Source organism: Amycolatopsis sp. NPDC048633 (assembly GCF_040650695.1).
In the GTDB taxonomy this organism is placed as follows: Bacteria; Actinomycetota; Actinomycetes; order Mycobacteriales; family Pseudonocardiaceae; genus Amycolatopsis.
This window is the reverse complement of the sequence record NZ_JBEZHS010000019.1, coordinates 118,674-138,213: the sequence shown is the minus strand read 5'-3', so window position 1 is coordinate 138,213 and position 19,540 is coordinate 118,674. Positions and strand designations below refer to the sequence as shown.

Here is a 19,540-nt window from a genome sequence, read left to right as displayed (position 1 = left end):
AGTCATGTCCGTGCTGGCCAGATTGAGCCTGCGCAACCGAAGCCTGATCGGCCTGCTCGCGCTCGTGGTCGTCGGTTTCGGGGCTTTCGCGCTCCCGCAGCTCAAACAGCAGTTGTTCCCGTCGCTGCAGTTCCCGCAGGCCCAGATCGTCACCGCGTACGCGGGCGCGTCGCCGGACGCGGTCGACCGGCAGGTCACCGAGCCCCTCGAAGGCGCACTGCAGGGGCTCAAGGGCCTCGAAGAGATCAACTCGACCTCGTCGGACGGGGTTTCGCGCGTCGTCACGCAGTTCGAGTTCGGCACCGACCTCGACGCGGCGGTCTCGCAGATCCAGCAGGCGGTGAACCAGGTCCGGCCGCGGCTTCCGCAGAACTCGGACCCGTCCGTGTCCGCCGGCAGCACCGACGACCTGCCGGTGGTGCTGGTCGCCGCGGGTACCGCGGGCGACCCGCAGCAGCTCGCGCCCGCGCTGACCGACCAGGTCGCGCCGGAGCTGCGGAAGATCGACGGCGTCCGCACGGTGACCGTCACGGGCGTGCAGCAGCCGCGCGTCACGATCACGCTCGACTACGCGAAGCTGGCCGCCGCCGGCGTCGACCCGGCGTCGATCGCGACCACGCTGCAGACCGCCGGTGCCGCCGTGCCGGCCGGCACGCTGACCGAGGGCGGCAAGACGCTGTCCGTCCAGGTCGGTGGCGGGCAGACCACTGTGGACACCCTCCGCAACCTCTACCTCACGCCGAGCGCGGCTTCCGGTGCGACGCGGCCGGGCACCCCGGCGCGCGGGCCGGTGAAGCTGGGTGACGTCGCCGACGTCCAGAGCGGGTTCGCGCCGCCGACGTCGATCACGCGCACCAACGGCAAGCCGAGCCTCGGCCTCTCGATCACCATGGTGGACAACGGGAACGCCGTCGCGATCTCCGACGCGGTCCGCGACAAGCTGCCCGACCTGGGGAAGAAGACCGGCGCCGAGATGAGCGTCGTGTTCGACCAGGGCACGCCGGTGAAGGACGCGATCAGCGGCCTGACCACCGAAGGCCTGCTGGGCCTGGCGTTCGCGGTCATCGTGATCCTGCTGTTCCTGCTGTCGGTGCGCTCGACGCTGGTGACCGCGGTGTCGATCCCGCTGTCGGTGGTGGTCGCGCTGCTGGCGCTGTGGACCGGCGACCTGTCGCTCAACCTGCTCACCCTCGGCGCGCTGACCATCGCGATCGGCCGGGTGGTCGACGACTCCATTGTCGTGCTGGAGAACATCAAACGACACCTGGGTTATGGCGAGGAGAAGCAACGGGCGGTGCTCGACGGTGTCCGCGAGGTGGCCGGCGCGGTGACGTCGTCCACGCTGACGACCGTCGCGGTGTTCCTGCCGATCGCGTTCGTCGGCGGGTTCGTCGGCGAGCTGTTCTCGCCGTTCGCGATCACCGTGACGGTGGCGCTGCTGGCGTCGCTGCTCGTGTCGCTGACCGTGGTTCCCGTGCTGGCGTACTGGTTCCTCAAGCAGCCGGCGATCCCGGCGGACGCCATCGAGGCCGAGCGGGCGCGGGAAGCCGCCGTCGAGAAGGAGCGCCGCGGCCTCCTGCAGCGCGCGTACCTGCCGGTGATCCGGTTCGCGACCAAGCGGCGGCTCACCGTCGTGCTGCTGGCGCTGCTGATCTTCGCTGGCACGGTCGGGCTCGCGACGCGGCTGAACACGAACTTCCTCGACCAGTCCGGCGGCACCACGCTGAACATGACGCAGAAGCTGCCCGCGGGCACCAGCGTCGAGGCGAAGGAGAAAGCGGCGACGGCGGTCGAGCAGGCGCTGGCCGCGGAGCCCGCGGTGCAGACCTACCAGGTCAGCGTCGGCGGGGGCGGGGCGTTCGGCGGCTTCGGCGGCGGGGGTACCTCGACGAGCATCTCCGTCACCGTCGCGAAGGACACCGACCTCGACGCGCTGTCCGACCGGCTGCGGTCGAAGCTGACCTCCCGGCCGGAGCTGGGCGAGATCAAGATCGGTGCGGACGCGTCCGGGTTCAACTCCGACCAGGTCTCGGTGACGGTGACCGCGCCGTCGGAGGCCGCGCTGAAGCCCGCGTCCGACCAGGTGCAGCAGGCGCTGCAAGGGGTGTCCGGGCTGACCGAGGTGACCAGCGACCTGGCCGTCGGCTCGCCGCGGGTGCAGGTCGAGGTGGACGACGCCGCGGCCGCCGCGCGCGGGCTGTCGGCGAGCACCATCGGCCAGGTCGCCAACCAGGCGATCGCCGGCCGCACGGTGACGCAGCTGCCGGTCGGCGGCCAGCGCACGGACATCGTGCTGCGCGCCGGCACCGCGCCGGCCACGGTCGACCAGGTGAAGAGCCTGCCCATCCCGGGGCCCACCGGCGTCGTCCGGCTCGACGAGGTGGCCAAGGTGTCCACTGTGGACGGCCCGGCGTCGGTGCACCGCACCGGCGGCGACCTCAGCACCACCGTCACGGCCAAGAACACCGGCGACAACCTGAGCAAGACGACCGCGGACATCCAGTCCAAGCTGGACGGCATCACGTTCGCCGGCGGCGCGTCCTACTCGCTCGGTGGCGTGAGCCAGGACCAGCAGGAGGCGTTCTCGAACCTGTTCCTGGCGCTGCTGGCGGCGATCGCGATCGTGTTCCTGATCATGGTGGCGACGTTCCGCAGCCTGATCCAGCCGCTGATCCTGCTCGTGTCGATCCCGTTCGCGGCGACCGGCGCGATCGGGCTGCTGCTGGCCACCGGCACGGCGCTCGGCCTGCCGGCGCTGATCGGGATGCTGATGCTGGTCGGCATCGTCGTGACCAACGCGATCGTGCTGATCGACCTGATCAACCAGTACCGCGCCGACGGGATGAGTGTCGCGGACGCCGTCACCGAGGGCGGCCGGCGCCGGCTGCGGCCGATCCTGATGACCGCGGCGGCGACGATCTTCGCGCTGGTCCCGATGGCGCTGGGCATCACGGGTCAGGGCGGGTTCATCGGCCAGCCGCTGGCGATCGTGGTGATCGGCGGCCTGGTCAGCTCGACGCTGCTGACGCTGGTCCTGGTCCCGACGCTGTACACGATGGTCGAGACCCGCAAGGAACGTCGTCGCGCCCGCCGCGAGGCTCGCCGGACCCCGGCGAAGGCCCCGGAGTCGGAGTCCCTGGACCCCGCCCCCACCGCCTGACCGCGTGACGAAGGCCCGGCACTTCCCGAGGGAGTGCCGGGCCTTCGGCGTTCACCGGCAACAGTGATTGCGGAGCCGACTCGCGTGATCCGAGGGTCGACACGCGTGATTGAAGGGACGACACGCCGAGGCTCAGCCGGCTTCGGCGTGTCGTCCGTCCGATCACGCGTGTCGGCTCCGCAATCACGTGAGTCGACCCTTCGATCACGCGGAACTCGCGTGATCGAAGGCGGAACTCGCGTGATCGGGGCCGTGACTCGCGAGTCACGGGTCTGCTCACGCGAGGTACGGCTACTGGCGGAAGCGGTAGGTCATGCTGTCGAAGAGGATGCAGATGCTCGGCGACATCACGATCACGCGCAGGGTCGCGTCCCGCTCGTCGAAGTCGATGCCTTCGACCTCGAAGTTGCCGCTGCAGCCGCTGCGCAGCGGGAGCTGACCCAGCGACGTCACGTGGCCCGTGACGTCGGAACCGGACAGCGGGCCCGCGAGGTCGACCTGCAGCAGCGGCTTCGTCGTGCCGAAGAGGCTGCCGTCCGGGTCGTCGGACGCGCAGAGCAGGCGGGTCGCCGTCTGGAAGTCGCAGCCCTGGACGTCGCGGACCGGGTGGTCGAGCCGGATCGTGCCCGCGAGAGGCAGGTTCTGCGCCGGGTCGGTGGCCACCACCCCGGGCATCGGGTGGACCAGGAGCCGGTCCATGGTGCCCCACTCCCCCGCCACCAGCCAGCGCGCGTCGGGCGACACCGCGGCGAAGGAGTTGTTGTTCGCCTCCCACGACTCGAGGGTGTGCTTGTAGTTGGCCCACGACCCGTCCGGGGCCTGGACGCGGAAGAGCTTCGCGCCCCGGTCGTCACGCTGGTAGGGCTCGACGTACCAGCCCTGCGCGGACCCCGGGTCGCCGACGTGGTTCCACCCCTGGGTCGAAAGGTCCGCCGGGATGGTGCTGAGCCCGGTGTAGCGGATGGTGGTGCCCGACGGGCGGACGATCGTGGCGAGCCCTTGGCTCTCGTCGAGGGCGCGGGCTTGGTCCCGACCGACCTCCGACCAGCCCGTGACGGCCTGCGCCAGCGCGGGGGCGAACACGGTGAGCAGGGCGGCTAGGGCGACGACGATCCCGGTTCTGCGCATGTGCGACTCCGGTGGGTGAGGGAACCTGGCCCGCTGGATTTACCAGGTCGGCCGCACCCGGCACACCCGCCGAATGAAGGTTTTTCACGTTTGTTCGACGATGTGTCCGATTCCGGACATGCTCGAACCCCGGCGGACGACCGTCAGCCGGGGTTCGGCGGCGGATCACTCCCCCGGGCGCAGCCCCTGGAAGATCTCCTTGCAGGCCGGGCAGACCGGCGAACCGGGCTTCGGCGACTTCGTCACCGGGAAGACCTCGCCGCAGAGCGCCACCACGTGATTGCCCATGACCGCGCTTTCGGCGATCTTGTTCTTCTTCACGTAGTGGAACATCTTCGGGGTGTCGTCGTCGGCGGTCTCCGTGCCCTCGGGCGTGGTTTCCGGCTTCGTCAGCGTCTCGGTGCTCACCCGGCCATTGTGCCCCAGTCCCGTCGAACCTCGTACGAACACCCTCAACCTGGCAGGATCTGGCGCATGTTCCAGAAGGTGCTCGCGACGTTCGGCTCGGGCGGGGCGAAGATCGACGCCCGCCTGCTCGACCGGACCGCTTCCCCCGGCCGTCCCCTGCACGGCGAGGTGCTGCTGGCCGGCGGCGAGGTCGACCAGGAGATCAAGGGCCTCGCGGTGACGCTGCTGGCCCGCGTCCAGGTCCCCGGCGCGGACAAGACCGAGGACCTCCCCTTCGGCTCGCACCACCTGGTGGGCGCGGAGACCATCCGCGCCGGCCAGCAGGTCCGGCTGCCGTTCGAACTGCCGCTGCCCTGGGAGACGCCGGTGACCAGCGTCTTCGGCAAACCGCTCACCGGGATGGCGGTCGGGGTGCGGGCCGAGCTCGACCTCGCGGCGGCCGTCTCCGACCCGTTCGACGCCGACGCCGTCGCGATCGAACCGCTCCCGGCGCAGAAGCGGGTCCTCGACGCGCTGAGCCGGATCGGCTTCGTCTTCCGCGAGGCGATCCTCGAGCAGGGCCGGATCAACGGCGCGAACCAGCAGCTCGCCTTCTTCCAGGAGATCCGCTTCGCGCCTTCGCCGCGCTTCGCGAGCGTCTTCACCCAGCTCGCGGTCACGTTCCTGGCCTCGTCTGAGCACACGGACGTCGTCCTCGAGGTCACCAAGCGGGTCCGGGTGAGCAAGTCGGGCGGCTTCGGCGGCCGCGGCCAGGACTTCCTCGGGCTGTTCACCATGAAGCCGGACGTCAACTGGGAAAAGCAGCTCGACGACTGGCTGAACCAGGTCGCCCGGCCGCGCGGCATCTTCGACTGATGGCCACGCCCCGCGCGGAGCGCCCGCACATGCCCGGCTACGGGATCACGGCCGATCCGGCGGGGCTGCTGCCGTGGTCGTGGGCGGAGGCACGGCTGCGGAAGTCGCACGACTTCTGGCTCGCCACGGTCACACCGGAGGGGCGCCCGCACCTGATGCCGGTCTGGGCGGTGTGGACCGGCGAGGTGCTGTGGTTCTCGTCGTCGCTTCGGTCGGTGAAGGCCCGCAACGTCGCCGCGGGGTCGGCGGTGTCGATCGCCACGGACGACCCGTACGAGCCCGTCGTCGTCGAAGGCACCGCCGAGATCGTCACCGATCCGGCGGCGCTGCGGGAGTTCCTGGCCGCGATGAACACGAAGTACGAGACGTCGTACGACGCCGGCTTCCTCGATCCCGCCGCCAATGCCTCGATGCGGCTGCGGCCGGAGAAGGCGTTCGGGTTGCGGGAGAAGGACTTCACGGGCACGCCGACGCGCTGGACGTTCCCGTGAGGTGGGCCGAAGCGATCGCCGTGCTGGGCGGCACGCCCGACGCCTGGCCGCGGCTCGAAGCCCGGTACGGCGAGCCGCACCGGCGGTACCACACGCTGGATCACGCGGCCGCCGTCGCGCGGGACTCCGCGTGGCTGGCCCAAGACCTCGGTGGGACCGACCGCGCGGTGGTCGCCGTCGCGGCCTGGACGCACGACGTCGTCTACGACGCGAAGCCCGGCGAAGACGAACGCGCGAGCGCTGCTTGGGCCCGCGAAGCGCTGGCGGGGGTCCCCGAACCGCACATCGAGCGTGTCGAAGACCTGGTCCTCACGACGATCAAGCACGACGCGCCGCCGGACGACCTCCTCGCCACCGCGCTCCTCGACGCCGATCTCGCCATCCTCGGGGCGCCGAAAGAGCTGTACGCCGTGTACGCCAAGGCAGTGCGCGAGGAGTACGCGAAGTACCCCGACGATGTCTGGCGCGCAGGACGCATCGCCGTCCTCGAAGGCATGCTGGCCCGGACGCTCTACCGCAGCGAAGCCGCGCGGACACGCTGGGCGACCGCCGCGGAAAAGAACCTCACGACCGAGCTGACCCACTGGCGCCGGGACCAACCCGATCACCGATGATGGTTCCTCGTGACCACCCCACTCAACCTGCACGAAGAGGTCGCCTCGGCGCTGCGTGACGGGCACCCCGTCGTCGCGCTGGAGAGCACCATCCTGTCCCACGGCCTGCCGCCGGGCCGCAACCTCGACGTCGCCCGCCGCCTCGAGCGCGTGGTGCGCGACGGCGGTGCCGTCCCGGCCACCATCGCGGTGCTCGACGGACGCGTCGTCGTCGGCCTCTCCCCCGCCGAGCTCGAGCGCGTCTGCGCGCCGGACGCCGGCCTGGACAAGCTGTCGCTGCGCGACCTCGGCCCAGCCGTCGGCCTCGGCCGCTCCGGCGCGACGACCGTCGCGAGCACGTCGGCGCTGGCCGCCGCGGCCGGCATCGGGATGTTCGCCACCGGCGGGCTCGGCGGGGTGCACGTCGGCGCCGCGCAGACGTGGGACGTCTCGGCGGACCTCGGCGTGCTCGCGAAGGTGCCGACCGTGGTGGTCTGCTCCGGGGTGAAGTCGGTGCTCGACATCCCGGCCACGCTCGAGGTCCTGGAGACGAACTCGGTGCCGGTGCTCGGCTACCGCACCGACGACTTCCCGGCGTTCTACCTCCGCTCGTCGGGCCACGCGGTCGGCTGGCGGGTCGACGACCCGAAGCAGGCCGCCGCCGTGGTCGCCGCGCACCGCGCGTACGCGAACTCCGGTGTCCTGCTGGCGAACCCGATCCCCGAAGCGTCCGAAATGGACAAAGCACTGCACGACCGGCTGCTCGCCGAAGGCCTCGCGCTGGTGGCGGAGCGGGGCGTGCACGGCGCCGACGTCACGCCGGTGCTGCTGGAGCACTTCCACAGCGCGAGCGGCGGTGTCAGCATCGACGCGAACGAAGCGCTGGTGCTCAACAACGCGAAGCTGGCGGCCGAGGTCGCGGTGGCGCTCGCATGACCGGGATCGTGGTGGTCGGCGACGCGGCCCTCGACGTGATCGCCCGGCACGACAAGCCGCTGCCGCACGGCGGTGACGCCCGCGCGAAGATCCGCTTCACCGGCGGTGGCTCGGGCGCCAACACGGCGCTGTGGCTGCGTCATCTCGGCGCGGAGACGACGTTGCTCGCGCGGATCGGCGACGACCCGGGCGGCCGGCTGATCAAGGCCGAGCTGGAGGCCGCGGGCGTGCGGTGCGCGTTCGCGGTCGACCCGGAGGCGCCGACGTGCTGCGTCGTGGTGCTGGTCGACGGTTCCGGGCAGCGGAGCATGCTCGCCGACCGCGGCGCGAACCAGCGCTTCTCCCCTGGGGACGTCACCGCCGAGGCGCTGGCCGGGGCGAGCCACCTGCACCTGTCCGGGTACGTGCTGCTGGACCCGCCGTCGCGGGCCGCGGGTCTCGCGGCGCTGGCCGCGGCGAAGGAAGCCGGGCTGACGACGTCGGTCGACCCGCAGGCCGCCGCGCACATCACCGACCCGGCCGCGTTCCTCGACGACGTCCGCGGGGTCGACCTGCTGATGCCGAACACCGAGGAGCTGGTGGCGCTGACCGGCTCGGCGGACCCGGCGTCGGCGAAGGAGCTGCTCCACACGGTCGGCGCGGTGGTCGTGACCGCCGGCCTGGACGGCGCCAGCTGGGTCGACGACGGCGGCGTCACGAGCGTGCCCGCGGTGCGGGCCGACTGCGTCGACTCGACCGGCGCGGGCGACGCGTTCGACGCGGGCGTGCTCACCGGCTGGCTGGCCGGGGAGTCCACTGTGGACATCCTGCGCCACGGGACGCGGCTGGGCGCGCTGGCCGTCGGGAAGGTGGGCCCGCAGCCGGGATGAGACCGGATGCGAGCCGACCCGTCAGCCGTCGATGACGCGGTGGCTGGTGCTTTCGATCGCCTTCGCCTCGGGCTGGTACGTGGAGACGTTCTCGGACTTGCGCGGCGGGCGGTCGTTGGCGATCAGGACCGCGATCCACGGCAGCGGCACCGAGATCGCCAGGAAGCCCAGCGCCAGCCACCAGGTGTGGTAGGTCAGCCCGGCGAGGATCAGGCACGGGATGCGGCAGCCCATCATGATCACGTACTTGCGCTTGCGCGCCTTGAACTGCTCTTCGTACGACGGGGCCGCCCCGGTGATCAGCACCGGGTCCGAGTCGTTGGCGGGCATGGTCACTGCACCACCTCCGCGATCCATCGTCCCACCTGTGGCGCTCATGCGTCACCTGGGTGGGACAACCGGCTGAGGGCCGCTGTCACGAGCGTCTCGATGCCCGTGCGCACCGTCGGGTGCAGCACCGGGGCGAAGCGCGGCGAGTGGTTGGACGGGATGTCGCGCTCGAACCGGCCCTCGGTCATCGCCGTGATGACCGTCTCCGGGTCGAGGCCGCCGACCAGCCAGAACACCGACGGGACGCCGGCCGCGCGGCCGAACTCGTTGAAGTCCTCGCTGCCGGTGACCAGCGGCGCCGGCAGCACCGCCTCGGCCCCGAAGTGGCCGCGGAAGACCTCGGTGAGCGCGTCGTTGGCGGCTTCGTCGTTCTCGGTGATCGGGTAGGAGCCCGACCGGACGATCTCGGGCGGCTTCGGCGCGCCGGCCGTCGCGGACTCCCCGTTGACGATCCGTTCCACCGCGGCGAGCACGCGCTCGCGGACGGCCTGGTCGAAGGACCGGACGTTCACCTCGAGCACGGCGTCGTCGGCGATGACGTTGCTCGCGGTGCCCACGTGCAGCGAACCGACGGTGACCACCGCCGAGTCGGTGGCGGCGATCTCGCGCGAGACGATCGTCTGCAGCTTGAGCACCACGGACGCGGCCAGCACGGCCGGATCGACGGTCGTCTCCGGGCGCGAGCCGTGCCCGCCGCGGCCGTGCAGGGTGATGCGCAGGGTGTCGGTCGCGGCCATGATCACGCCGGGCCGGGTGAGCACCCAGCCGGCCGGGCCGGGCACCAGGTGCTGGCCGAACACGACGTCGGGCTTGCCCGCGATGTCGAACAGGCCGTCGCGGACCATCGCGGCGGCGCCGCCCGCGCCCTCCTCCCCCGGCTGGAAGACGACCTGCAGCGTGCCGGACCAGGTGTCGCGGCCCTTCGCGAGCAGCGCCGCGGCGCCGGAGAGCCAGGTGGCGTGCATGTCGTGCCCGCACGCGTGCATGACCGGGACGTCCTTGCCGTGCTCGTCGGTGCCGCGGGCGGTGCTCGCGTACGACAGCCCGGTCTTTTCCTCGACCGGCAGCGCGTCGATGTCGGCGCGCAGCAGCACCGTGGGGCCCTCGCCGTTGCGCAGCACGCCCAGCACGCCGGTGCCGGCGATGCCGGTGTGCACCTCGTAGCCGTCGCGCTCCAGCCGCCGGGCCAGTTCGGCCGCCGTCCGGGTCTCGGCGAAGGACAGCTCGGGGTGCCGGTGAAGGTCGATGTACAGCGCTTCGAGCTCGGGCAGCGCCGCGTCGAGCGGGGCGAGGACGCGTTCAAGGGTCACGGAGGCCATCGTGGCAGCATTACCCACCGTGAGCACGCGAAGCGTACTGCCCGACCTGTCCGACGACGTCTGCGCGCGGTTGCGCGAGGCTTTCCGGCGCACCTCCTACGACGCCGACGGCGTGGTGGCCGCCCTCGGCGGGGCCGCGCACGCGGCGCTGGGCCGCGGCGAGCCGGTGCCCGCCGAGCGCGCGAGCCGCGACGCGGGTGACCTGGGCACGCTGATCCGGCTGTTCGTGCTGGGCGGGACCGAGCCGGAGACCGCGGTCAAGGCCGCCTTCGCGCCGCTCACGCCGGAAGACGCGGTCGCCGCGGGCGTGCTGAGCGCGGTCCAGGACGGCTACCGCGCCGCCCTCGACATCCGGCCGCACGGCGACGACGAAGGCTCCTGGTGGGTCGTCTCCGACCTCGACGCCGACGTGCTGGGCACCACCGTGCCCGAGGACCACGTGCTCGGCGTCGGCCACGCGTCGCTGTCGCTGATCCGCGCGACCAGCCGCCGGCCCGTCGGCACCCTGCTCGACCTGGGCACCGGCAACGGCGTCCAGGCGCTGCACGCGACCCGGCACGCCCAGCGCGTGACCGCCACGGACGTCTCCGAGCGGGCCCTCGCGCTGGCCGCGGCGACGTTCCGGCTGAACGAGCTGGACGTCGAGCTGGCGCGCGGCGAGTGGTTCGCGCCGGTCGCGCGGCGGAAGTTCGACCAGGTCGTCTGCAATCCGCCGTTCGTGGTCGGCCCGGCCCGGGTGGACTACACCTACCGTGACTCCGGGCTGGCCGGCGACGACGCGAGCGCGCTCGTCATCCGGCAGCTGCCCGGCTTCCTCAACGAGGGCGGCGTCGGCCAGCTGCTCGCCTCCTGGCTGCACACCTCCCGCGAAGACTGGGCCGACCGGGTGAGCCGCTGGCTGCCCGCCGAGACCGACGCCTGGTTCGTCCAGCGCGACATCGCCGACCCGGCGCTCTACGTCGGCACCTGGCTGCGCGACGCGGGCCTCGACCCGCGCTCGCCGGAGGGCCGGGCGAAGGCGGCGGCGTGGCTCGACTGGTTCGCCGCCAACGACGTCCAGGGCATCGGCTTCGGCTTCGTCACGCTGCGGCGCGCGGCCGGACGCACACCGACCGTGGTGTGCGAAGACCTGCGGCAGGCCTACGACGACCCGCTGGGCCCGGAAGCGGCCGGCTGGCTCGACCGGGTGGAATGGCTGCGCCAGTCAGGTGATTCGTTGCTTGATGTCCGTTTTGTGGTCCCTGACACGGTTTTGCTGGAAAGCGTCGAGGAACCCGGCGACGAAGGCTGGGCGACGACCGTCCGGCGGCTGCACCGCACGGACGGGCCGGGCTGGCAGCACGAGGTCGACGAGCTGGCCGCCCGGCTGCTCGCGGGCTGCCGCGGCTCGTTGCCCCTGGAGGACCTGATCGAGCTCCTGGCGGCCGCGCAGGGCCTGGAAGCTTCGGAGCTCGCGGCCGCCGCGCTGCCCGTCGTCCGGGAGCTCGTCCGGCACGGGATGCTCGTCCCGGCGGGCCGATGAGGGCCGTCGCGGCGCGCGTCACCCGGGCCGATGTGACCGTCGGCGGCGAGGTCGTCGGGGCGATCGACGAGCCGGGTTTGCTCGTACTGCTGGGAATCCACGTGGACGACGACGTCACGAAGGCCGCGACGATGGCGCGCAAACTGCACGAGCTGCGCGTGTTGCGTGACGAGGAATCATGCGCCACGACGAATGCGCCGCTGCTCGTGGTGAGCCAGTTCACGCTCTACGGCGACACGAAGAAAGGGCGCCGGCCGTCGTGGACGCAGGCGGCCCGGCCCGAGGCCGCCGAGCCGTTGGTGGACGCCGTCGTGGCCGAGCTGCGCGGCCGCGGCGCCACCGTCGCGACGGGCCGTTTCGGGGCGATGATGGCGGTCTCGAGCGTCAACGACGGTCCGTTCACCGTTCTCGTAGAGGTCTAGACCACTCTGGCACGGTTCAGATCCTGACCCGATTCACATCGGATTCTCAGGTTCTCCGGTCACGGACCGTTCTCAGCAAAAGCTCAGCAATGGTGGAGCAACCGGAGAGCGCCGGCAGCCGTCTCCTTTTCAGGCGAGCCGGGAACGTTTTGGGAACCCGGAGCGTTGTGACAGATGTCCAGCCAAGCCGGCCGGACCGGCGTACCGGGCTCCACAGGCCCCGGTCCGCGGGTGCGCATCCGGTGGGACAACCGCAGCACCACGTTCAGCCCGTGACCGGGGAGGCAGAATGTCAGTCCAGACTCTCGAACGCGAGTCGCGCGGGATTCGCGAGCGCATCCCGGCTCAGGTGTCCGAGGAGCCGGTGAGCGTGGGGACGCTCGCCGACGGCGACCTCGACGCCCCGAGCCCCGCCGCCGACCTCGTGCGCGTCTACCTCAACGGCATCGGCAAGACGGCGCTGCTGTCCGCGGCCGACGAGGTCGAGCTCGCGAAGCGCATCGAAGCCGGCGTCTTCGCCCAGCACATGCTGGACACCGGGGAGAACCTCACGCCGAAGCGCCGCAAGGAGCTGTCCGCCCTGGTCCGCGACGGCCACGTGGCCAAGAACCACCTGCTGGAGGCCAACCTCCGCCTGGTGGTCTCGCTCGCCAAGCGCTACACCGGCCGGGGGATGCCGCTGCTCGACCTGATCCAGGAGGGGAACCTGGGTCTGATCCGCGCGGTGGAGAAGTTCGACTACTCCAAGGGGTTCAAGTTCTCGACCTACGCGACCTGGTGGATCCGCCAGGCCATCACCAGGGGGATGGCCGACCAGGGACGCACCATCCGGCTGCCGGTCCACCTGGTGGAACAGGTCAACAAGCTGGCCCGCATCAAGCGCGACCTGCACCAGCAGCTCGGGCGCGACGCGACGCACGAGGAGCTGGCGGCCGAGTCGGGCATCCCGGCCCACAAGATCTCGGACCTGCTCGACCACTCGCGTGACCCGGTGAGCCTGGACATGCCGGTCGGCACCGAGGAGGACGCCCCACTGGGCGACTTCATCGAGGACTCCGAGGCGACGGACGCCGAGAGCGCCGTGATCTCGAGCCTGCTCCAGGACGACCTGCGCCGGGTGCTCTCGACGCTGGACGACCGCGAGCAGCACGTCATCCGGCTCCGCTACGGCCTCGACGACGGCCAGCCGCGCACGCTCGACCAGATCGGCAAGCACTTCGGGCTGTCCCGCGAGCGCGTCCGCCAGATCGAGCGCGAAGTCATGTCGAAGCTCCGCCAAGGCGAGCGCGCGGACCGGCTCCGCGCCTACGCCAGCTGATACCTCCTCGAACGGGGCGGGCACGCACACAGCGTGCCCGCCCCGTTTTCGTTCCCGAATCCGCCGCCGTTCCCGCAGTTCAGGGGCGGGATCGGAAAATAAGCCACCAGAATCGTGTTTCACCCCAACATGACGTGGGTAGCAACCCTCGGCGACACCCGTTCGGCCGGATTGACTTATGACCTACGTCACGCCACTGTCGGGTGAAGGCCGGTGGGGTTCGGCGTCAAGCCTCGCGACCGGACGTGCACGCGTCCGGGCGCTTTCCCCGGGAGGTCGGGTCCGTCGGGGTGGACCCGGCCTCCCGACCCAAAGCCCGGGGTGGGGCGTTTCACAGTGATCGCATGCCTCTTCGGGGTGGCCCTTCCCGCTGCGTAGGGTGGACCGATCCCGGAGCTGGCAAAGGAGCCTGGCAGTGCCGTCCACCACCACGTTTCAGCACACCGAAGTCCTCCCCCTCGGCAAGGACACCACCACCGAGTACCGGCTGGTCACCGACGAGGGCGTCGAGACCGTCGAAGCCGCCGGGCGGAAGTTCCTGACGGTCGACCCGGCCGCGCTGACCACCCTCGCGCGCACCGCCATCAAAGACATCCAGCACCTGTTGCGCACGTCACACCTGCAGCAGCTGCGCGCCATCGTGGACGACCCCGAGGCCAGCGGCAACGACCGCTTCGTCGCCATGGACCTGCTGCGCAACGCCGCCATCTCCGCCGGCGGCGTCCTCCCCATGTGCCAGGACACCGGGACCGCCATCGTCATCGGCAAGCGCGGCGAGGGCGTCCTCACCGGCGGTGACGACGAGCGCGCGCTCTCGCAGGGCATCTTCGACGCCTACCAGCAGCTGAACCTGCGCTACTCGCAGATGGCGCCGGTGAACTTCTGGGACGAGCGCAACACGGGCACCAACCTGCCCGCGCAGATCGAGCTCTACCACAAGGACAACACAGCCGGGCAGCCCGAAGATCCTTCTTACGAGTTCCTCTTCATGGCCAAGGGCGGCGGCAGCGCCAACAAGACGTTCCTGTACCAGGAAACGAAAGCCGTCCTGAACCCGAAGCGGCTCGCGCGCTTCCTCGACGAGAAGCTGCGCAGCCTCGGCACCGCGGCCTGCCCGCCGTACCACCTCGCGATCGTCGTCGGCGGCATGTCCGCCGAGTTCAACTTGAAAGTCGCAAAACTCGCTTCGGCGCGCTACCTCGACAACCTGCCGACGGAGGGTTCCGAGCTGGGCCACGCCTTCCGCGACCGGGACCTCGAGCAGCAGGTCCTCGAGATGACCCGGCAGTTCGGCATCGGCGCGCAGTTCGGCGGCAAGTACTTCTGCCACGACGTCCGCGTCATCCGGCTCCCTCGGCACGGTGCCAGTTGTCCGGTCGGCGTCGCCGTGTCGTGCTCCGCCGACCGCCAGGCCAAGGCGAAGATCACCGCCGACGGCGTCTTCATCGAGCAGCTCGAGCGCGACCCGGCCCGCTTCCTCCCCGACGTCACCGAGGAAGACCTGTCCGAGGACGTCGTGAGCGTCGACCTCAACCGGCCGATGGCGGAGATCCGCGCCCAGCTCTCGCAGCTGCCGGTCAAGACGCGGCTTTCGCTCACCGGGCCGCTGGTCGTCGCCCGCGACATCGCGCACGCGAAGATCGCCGAGCGCCTCGACGCCGGCGAGGAGATGCCGGACTACCTGAAGAACCACCCGGTCTACTACGCCGGCCCGGCGAAGACGCCGGAGGGCTACGCGTCCGGCTCGTTCGGGCCCACCACGGCCGGGCGGATGGACTCCTACGTCGAGCAGTTCCAGGCCGCCGGCGGCTCACTCGTCATGCTGGCCAAGGGAAACCGGTCGAAGCAGGTGACCTCCGCGTGCCAGTCGCACGGCGGGTTCTACCTCGGCTCGATCGGCGGCCCGGCCGCGCGGCTCGCGCAGGACTGCATCAAGAAGGTCGACGTCCTCGAGTACGCCGAGCTCGGCATGGAAGCCGTCTGGAAGATCGAGGTCGAGGACTTCCCGGCGTTCGTCGTCATCGACGACAAGGGCAACGACTTCTTCGCCAGCACCGGCGACCCGGTGCTGCAGATCAGCTTCCGTTAGCACGCAAGGGAAGGGGACACCGGCCCGCCGCCGGTGCCCCCTTTCTTCCCTGCTCCCTCAGCCGACGCGCTCGATCCGTGCGCGCCGGATGAGGAACTTTCCGGGTTCCCGAACCTGTTCGAAGGCCGCGTTGTTGAGCAGCGTGCAGCTGCCCGACACCGAGGTCACCTCGACCGTCGTGGACTTCGAGTTGTCCAGGTTGGTCACCTTCAGCTTCGTCCCCGCCGGGAACTGGTTGCTCGACGCCGCCGGCGCGCCGGCTTCGCCCGAGAGCGTCACGGTGGAGCCGGCGCACACGACGTCGCCGGTCGCGCCCGTGTCACCCGCATCGGCCTGGTCGCCGGCCGCGGCACCGTTCTGGTCCATCTGGTTCTGCTGGGCCGGAGCCTGCTGCGCCGGGGCCTGCTGGGCCGGGGCCTGCGCGGCCTGGCCGTTGTCCGCGACGACGTTCGCCGTGCAGCCCGCCACCTGCCGCCGCTGCTGGATCAGGTCGACCACCGCCTGCCGGTTGGCGATCCGCGCGGCCGACTGCGCGTCCGGGGCCGTCTGCTGGCCCGCGATGAAGGTCAGGTTGTTCTGCAGGGCGGTGTCGAGCCCTCCGCAGTCCTCTTTGGGCGCTTCGGCCGCGTTGCCCGCGGGACTGCTCAGCGCGATGGCGGCCGCGGTGATGCCGGAAACACCCAGCAACGCGGCCAGCCCGACGGTCGCCCGCTTGCGGTGCCGACCACTGCTCAACCGGGGCATGGGCCCCTCCTTTCTGATCACCACCTCACTCATGGATACGGCTCGGTAACAGCGGCGGTTCACCCGGATCCGGACGAATTTTCGACGGCTTCGATGAAGCCGGGTTCGCGGTGGTCCGGACCACTTGCCACGCGGGCGGCGCTCAGCCGGGGATCGCGACGAGGTCAGGCCACCGGAGCGTCGTCATGGTCCGGACCATTCACGCGCGCCGCGGTCGCGAGCGCCCAGCGTCCGGTCGTCACCAGCCCCAGCGCGAACACCAGCACGCCGCAGCCCGCGACGATCAGCCACACGACCCGGCCCGTTCCCGGCGGCGTCCCCGCGCTCCCCGCCACGACCGCGCCGACCACGGCCACGCCCAGCGACGTCCCCACCTGGCGGCTCGTCGACGCCACCGCCGCCGCGAGGCCGGCCTGCTCGCGCGGCATCCCGGACACCGCCGCGTTCGTGATCGGCGCGTTGAGCAGGCCGTAACCGATGCCGAAGCACACGTAACCCACCACCAGCAGCGAAATCGGCGTCTCCGGGTCGATCCCCGCCAGCACGACGCCGGCCGCGGCGATCCCGGCGCCGGCCACCAGCAAGGGCAGCCGCGGGCCGCGTTTCCCGGTCAGCCGGCCCGACAACGGCGCGCCCACCGCGGTCAGCACGGCCATCGGCAGGGTCAGCAACCCCGCGTGCAGCACCGAAAAGCCGCGCGTCTCCTGGAGGTAGAGGGTGGTGAGGAACAGGAAGCCCGACAGGGCCGCGAATCCCGCTATCGCGGTGAGCGTCGCGCCGGAGAACGGCACGCTGCGGAAGAACCTGAGCTCCAGCAACGGATCCCGGCGCCGTCGCTCGTACGGCAGCAGCACCGCCAGCGCCGTCGCGGCGATGACGAAGCAGCCCACCATCACCGGCGTGCCCGAGCCGCGGCCTTCGATGATCCCGTACGTCAGCGAGGCCAGCAGGACGATCACCAGCAGCTGGCCCACCGGATCGAGCCGGCGCGGGCGCGGGGCGCGGGACTCCGGGACGAACAGCGCCGTCAGCACGATGGCGGCCACGCCGACCGGGACGTTGATCCAGAAGATCGAGCGCCAGCCCGCCCAGGCGACGAGCACGCCGCCGAGCACCGGCCCCACCGCCAGGCTCAGCCCGTTCACCCCCGCCCAGACGCCGATCGCGCGGGTGCGGTCGCGGGGGTCGGTGAAGACGTTGGCGACGATGGACAGCGCGACGGGGTTGAGCATCGACCCGCCGATCGCCTGCAGCGCGCGGAAAGCGACCAGCAGCCCGATGTTCGGGGCGAGCCCGCACAGCAGCGAGCCGAGGCTGAACAGCGCGAGCCCGGTCTGGAACGTCCGGCGCCTGCCGATCCGGTCCGCGGTCGAGCCGGACAGCATGAGCAGGCTGGCCAGCACGAGCGTGTACGCGTCGATCGTCCACTGCAGACTCGAGACCGACGCGCCGAACTCACGGCGGATCGACGGCAGCGCGAGGTTCACGATCGTGTTATCGAGCCCGACGATGAACAGGCTCAGGCAGCAGATGGCCAGGACCAGCTGCCGCCGCACCGGCTGCGGCACCGCACTCCCAAACTAGTTGCACGGACAATATTAAGCACTGTACAACTAATTGGTGTCAGGCCCTCGTCAGGCCGGGAACAGCTCCCCGAGGCGCGCCAGGGTCTTCTCGATGCCGGCGGTGTTCTTGCGCGGGAACGGGCTGAGGCTGATGGCCAGCGGGAACTTCGCCGTCGACCAGTCGAACGTCTCGGTGACCTCGGTGCGGTCGCCGTCGAGGGGTTCGAGGCGCCAGCGCCAGCGGTGGCCGTTGAAGTGCCGCCAGGCGATCAGCCGGCCCTCTTCGAACTCCACGACGGTGTTGAGGACCTTGTACGACGCGCCGATCTTCATGTCCATGCCGAAGCGCGCGCCGAGCGTGAGCCGGTCCGGGCCGCCGGACTGGGCGGCCCGGACCGTGCCGGATCCGTCGATGAGCGGGTGCTGGGCCGGATCGGCCAGGAGCCCGAAGATCTTCTCCGGGGTCGTGGCGACGATCGCGGTGCGTGAGACCTGGCGGCTTCCCATCACCCGACCCTAGATCATTTGGCCGTCTTCAACACGACGGTGCGCTGGTCCAGCGGCGAGGCCAGGGCGACCGAGATCACCGGGTACCGGATGTCCATGGTGCACATCTGGCCGGTCTGGGCCTTGGTCTCGCTCAGGTTGACGACGACGTGGTCGCCCGCCTGCTCGGTCGCCTCCCCGAGCGCGTGACCGCAGCCACCTTCCTGGGCGCGGATGTTGAGGATCGTGCCGCCGTTCGCCGTCCACACCTCGTGCGGGTAATTGGCGGGCAGCGCGGCGGCGTCGACCTTGTTCGGCGGCACCGGGGTACTGCCCTCGGGCACGGTCAGCCGGGGTTTGCCCGGCGGGTCGGCCGCCGGCGGCGCCGGCAGCACCGACTCACTCGGCGACGTCGACACGCTGCCGGTCGGGGCCGCGGAGGTCCCCCCGGCGGCGGGCTGGCTGATGGGCACGTTCTGGCCGGCGCAAGCCGTCGCCATCAGCAGGATCGCGCCTGTTCCGACCACCTTCGCTAAGTACCTCATGTCCCGAAGACGGAACGGGTGCGCCGAGGGGTTGCACGGAAGATCGATCCGGTCGCGGAACGTGCGGACGCCCCCTGGTGGGGGCCAGGTTTCGGGGGCGGCCCATGTACCCAGACGGTCGGCTCACGTACCCAAAGAGTCGGCTCGCGTACCCAAGGAGTCGGCTCGCGAGCCGACCGTCTGGGTACGCGAGGCGACTGTCTGGGTACGCGAGGCGACTGTCCGGGTACGCGCGGAGGACTGCGGGAGCGGGCCCGGACGTGGTCTGGGAGGGCGACCCCGGGCGTCCCGGGGCGGCCCTCCCAGCGTTCGTGAAACCCCTCAGCCCTGGCGGAGGACGACCGTGCGCGTCCCGAGCGGCTCGGCCAGCGCCAGGGGGATCGTGATCTCCCGGATGTAGTCCGGGCACATCTGGCCCTTCTTCGCCGTGGTGACGGCGATCAGCACGACGACCTGCTGCGCCGTCTGCTCGCCGACGTGCGCCGAGATGCGGCGGCAGCCGCCCTCCTCGGCCTGCAGGGTCAGCGTCTTGCCGTCCAGGCTCCGGACCAGGCTGCGCGGGTAGCCCTCGGGCAGCGTGCGCGCGTCGACCTGGGTCTCGGCGATGACGTCGTCGCCCGGGGCGATGCCCTGCGTCGGGCGCCCGACCGTCTGCGACGGTGGCGGGGCGACCGGCGGCGAAGCGGACGCCGAGGATATCGAGGGCGAAGGCACCGAAGAAGGCTCAGAACCGCTCGTGGCCGGAGCCCCCGCTCCGCTC

19 protein-coding genes are annotated in these 19,540 nt (G+C 71.3%); 10 read left to right on the top strand and 9 right to left on the bottom strand.

What is annotated here, in order from left to right; genetic code table 11:
- The first annotated feature begins 4 nt into the window (after window positions 1-4).
- Window positions 5-3,160, top strand: coding sequence for an efflux RND transporter permease subunit (locus tag AB0C38_RS29690; RefSeq protein ID WP_360679468.1), 3,156 nt, complete (start codon window positions 5-7; stop codon window positions 3,158-3,160).
- A gap of 291 nt (window positions 3,161-3,451) precedes the next feature.
- On the opposite strand, the gene AB0C38_RS29685 is transcribed toward AB0C38_RS29690, so the two are convergent.
- A complete protein-coding gene (locus AB0C38_RS29685) occupies window positions 3,452-4,288 on the bottom strand; it encodes a hypothetical protein (protein WP_360679465.1) in 837 nt (278 codons plus the stop codon).
- 165 nt (window positions 4,289-4,453) lie between these two features.
- Window positions 4,454-4,696 (bottom strand): DUF3039 domain-containing protein, encoded by a 243-nt coding sequence (locus AB0C38_RS29680; RefSeq protein ID WP_360679462.1) that lies wholly within the window; start codon window positions 4,694-4,696, stop codon window positions 4,454-4,456.
- A gap of 66 nt (window positions 4,697-4,762) precedes the next feature.
- Between AB0C38_RS29680 and AB0C38_RS29675 the strand changes: the two genes are divergently transcribed.
- The 5 genes from AB0C38_RS29675 to AB0C38_RS29655 are packed head-to-tail and all read left to right on the top strand — an operon-like array spanning window position 4,763 to window position 8,440.
- Window positions 4,763-5,551, top strand: a complete 789-nt coding sequence (locus AB0C38_RS29675; RefSeq protein WP_360679459.1) for a sporulation protein — start codon at window positions 4,763-4,765, stop codon at window positions 5,549-5,551.
- The gene (locus AB0C38_RS29670) at window positions 5,551-6,042 is read left to right on the top strand and encodes a pyridoxamine 5'-phosphate oxidase family protein (RefSeq protein WP_360679456.1); all 492 of its coding nucleotides are present in this window, start codon (window positions 5,551-5,553) and stop codon (window positions 6,040-6,042) included. Before AB0C38_RS29675 ends, AB0C38_RS29670 begins: the two co-directional genes overlap by 1 nt.
- On the top strand, window positions 6,039-6,656 hold the full coding sequence (locus AB0C38_RS29665) for an HD domain-containing protein (protein ID WP_360679453.1): 618 nt from the start codon (window positions 6,039-6,041) through the stop codon (window positions 6,654-6,656). The genes AB0C38_RS29670 and AB0C38_RS29665 overlap by 4 nt, the downstream gene beginning before the upstream one ends.
- 9 nt (window positions 6,657-6,665) lie before the next feature.
- The gene (locus AB0C38_RS29660; RefSeq protein ID WP_360679450.1) at window positions 6,666-7,571 is read left to right on the top strand and encodes a pseudouridine-5'-phosphate glycosidase; all 906 of its coding nucleotides are present in this window, start codon (window positions 6,666-6,668) and stop codon (window positions 7,569-7,571) included.
- Window positions 7,568-8,440 (top strand): sugar kinase, encoded by an 873-nt coding sequence (locus AB0C38_RS29655; RefSeq protein WP_360679448.1) that lies wholly within the window; start codon window positions 7,568-7,570, stop codon window positions 8,438-8,440. Before AB0C38_RS29660 ends, AB0C38_RS29655 begins: the two co-directional genes overlap by 4 nt.
- A gap of 21 nt (window positions 8,441-8,461) precedes the next feature.
- On the opposite strand, the gene AB0C38_RS29650 is transcribed toward AB0C38_RS29655, so the two are convergent.
- On the bottom strand, window positions 8,462-8,797 hold the full coding sequence (locus AB0C38_RS29650; protein ID WP_360679445.1) for a DUF3099 domain-containing protein: 336 nt from the start codon (window positions 8,795-8,797) through the stop codon (window positions 8,462-8,464).
- Between the two features lie 17 nt (window positions 8,798-8,814).
- The gene (locus AB0C38_RS29645) at window positions 8,815-10,080 is read right to left on the bottom strand and encodes an amidohydrolase (protein ID WP_360679443.1); all 1,266 of its coding nucleotides are present in this window, start codon (window positions 10,078-10,080) and stop codon (window positions 8,815-8,817) included.
- 28 nt (window positions 10,081-10,108) lie between these two features.
- Here AB0C38_RS29645 and AB0C38_RS29640 point away from each other — a divergent pair, with 28 nt between their 5' ends.
- From AB0C38_RS29640 to AB0C38_RS29625, 4 genes are all read left to right on the top strand, one after another.
- A complete protein-coding gene (locus tag AB0C38_RS29640; RefSeq protein WP_360679440.1) occupies window positions 10,109-11,611 on the top strand; it encodes a class I SAM-dependent methyltransferase in 1,503 nt (500 codons plus the stop codon).
- A complete protein-coding gene (gene dtd, locus AB0C38_RS29635) occupies window positions 11,608-12,033 on the top strand; it encodes a D-aminoacyl-tRNA deacylase (RefSeq protein ID WP_360679437.1) in 426 nt (141 codons plus the stop codon). The genes AB0C38_RS29640 and dtd overlap by 4 nt, the downstream gene beginning before the upstream one ends.
- A gap of 289 nt (window positions 12,034-12,322) precedes the next feature.
- The gene (locus tag AB0C38_RS29630; RefSeq protein WP_360679434.1) at window positions 12,323-13,351 is read left to right on the top strand and encodes a sigma-70 family RNA polymerase sigma factor; all 1,029 of its coding nucleotides are present in this window, start codon (window positions 12,323-12,325) and stop codon (window positions 13,349-13,351) included.
- 415 nt (window positions 13,352-13,766) lie between these two features.
- Window positions 13,767-15,440: a fumarate hydratase gene (locus AB0C38_RS29625; RefSeq protein WP_360679431.1), complete on the top strand. Its 1,674-nt coding sequence runs from the start codon at window positions 13,767-13,769 to the stop codon at window positions 15,438-15,440.
- A 57-nt stretch (window positions 15,441-15,497) separates the two neighbouring features.
- Here the strand turns inward: AB0C38_RS29625 and AB0C38_RS29620 are convergent, their stop codons facing one another.
- From AB0C38_RS29620 to AB0C38_RS29600, 5 genes are all read right to left on the bottom strand, one after another.
- Window positions 15,498-16,184 (bottom strand): hypothetical protein, encoded by a 687-nt coding sequence (locus AB0C38_RS29620; RefSeq protein WP_360679429.1) that lies wholly within the window; start codon window positions 16,182-16,184, stop codon window positions 15,498-15,500.
- Between the two features lie 164 nt (window positions 16,185-16,348).
- Window positions 16,349-17,752 (bottom strand): MFS transporter, encoded by a 1,404-nt coding sequence (locus tag AB0C38_RS29615; RefSeq protein ID WP_360679426.1) that lies wholly within the window; start codon window positions 17,750-17,752, stop codon window positions 16,349-16,351.
- Window positions 17,753-17,818: 66 nt separating this feature from the next.
- Window positions 17,819-18,256: an SRPBCC family protein gene (locus tag AB0C38_RS29610; protein ID WP_360679423.1), complete on the bottom strand. Its 438-nt coding sequence runs from the start codon at window positions 18,254-18,256 to the stop codon at window positions 17,819-17,821.
- A 14-nt stretch (window positions 18,257-18,270) separates the two neighbouring features.
- The gene (locus AB0C38_RS29605) at window positions 18,271-18,762 is read right to left on the bottom strand and encodes a hypothetical protein (protein ID WP_360679420.1); all 492 of its coding nucleotides are present in this window, start codon (window positions 18,760-18,762) and stop codon (window positions 18,271-18,273) included.
- A gap of 339 nt (window positions 18,763-19,101) precedes the next feature.
- Entirely contained in the window at window positions 19,102-19,494 is a 393-nt protein-coding gene (locus tag AB0C38_RS29600; protein WP_360679417.1) for a hypothetical protein, read from the bottom strand.
- Between the last annotated feature and the right edge of the window lie 46 nt (window positions 19,495-19,540).

What these genes read in the sequence shown, in the direction of transcription:
- AB0C38_RS29670 (WP_360679456.1), top strand. Translation starts at nt 5,551, where the DNA reads ATGGCCACGCCCCGCGCGGAGCGCCCGCACATGCCCGGCTACGGGATC.
- AB0C38_RS29685 (WP_360679465.1), bottom strand. Translation starts at nt 4,288, where the DNA reads ATGCGCAGAACCGGGATCGTCGTCGCCCTAGCCGCCCTGCTCACCGTG.
- AB0C38_RS29690 (WP_360679468.1), top strand. Translation starts at nt 5, where the DNA reads ATGTCCGTGCTGGCCAGATTGAGCCTGCGCAACCGAAGCCTGATCGGC.
- AB0C38_RS29620 (WP_360679429.1), bottom strand. Translation starts at nt 16,184, where the DNA reads ATGCCCCGGTTGAGCAGTGGTCGGCACCGCAAGCGGGCGACCGTCGGG.
- AB0C38_RS29650 (WP_360679445.1), bottom strand. Translation starts at nt 8,797, where the DNA reads ATGGATCGCGGAGGTGGTGCAGTGACCATGCCCGCCAACGACTCGGAC.
- AB0C38_RS29675 (WP_360679459.1), top strand. Translation starts at nt 4,763, where the DNA reads ATGTTCCAGAAGGTGCTCGCGACGTTCGGCTCGGGCGGGGCGAAGATC.
- AB0C38_RS29655 (WP_360679448.1), top strand. Translation starts at nt 7,568, where the DNA reads ATGACCGGGATCGTGGTGGTCGGCGACGCGGCCCTCGACGTGATCGCC.
- AB0C38_RS29630 (WP_360679434.1), top strand. Translation starts at nt 12,323, where the DNA reads ATGTCAGTCCAGACTCTCGAACGCGAGTCGCGCGGGATTCGCGAGCGC.
- AB0C38_RS29610 (WP_360679423.1), bottom strand. Translation starts at nt 18,256, where the DNA reads ATGGGAAGCCGCCAGGTCTCACGCACCGCGATCGTCGCCACGACCCCG.
- dtd (WP_360679437.1), top strand. Translation starts at nt 11,608, where the DNA reads ATGAGGGCCGTCGCGGCGCGCGTCACCCGGGCCGATGTGACCGTCGGC.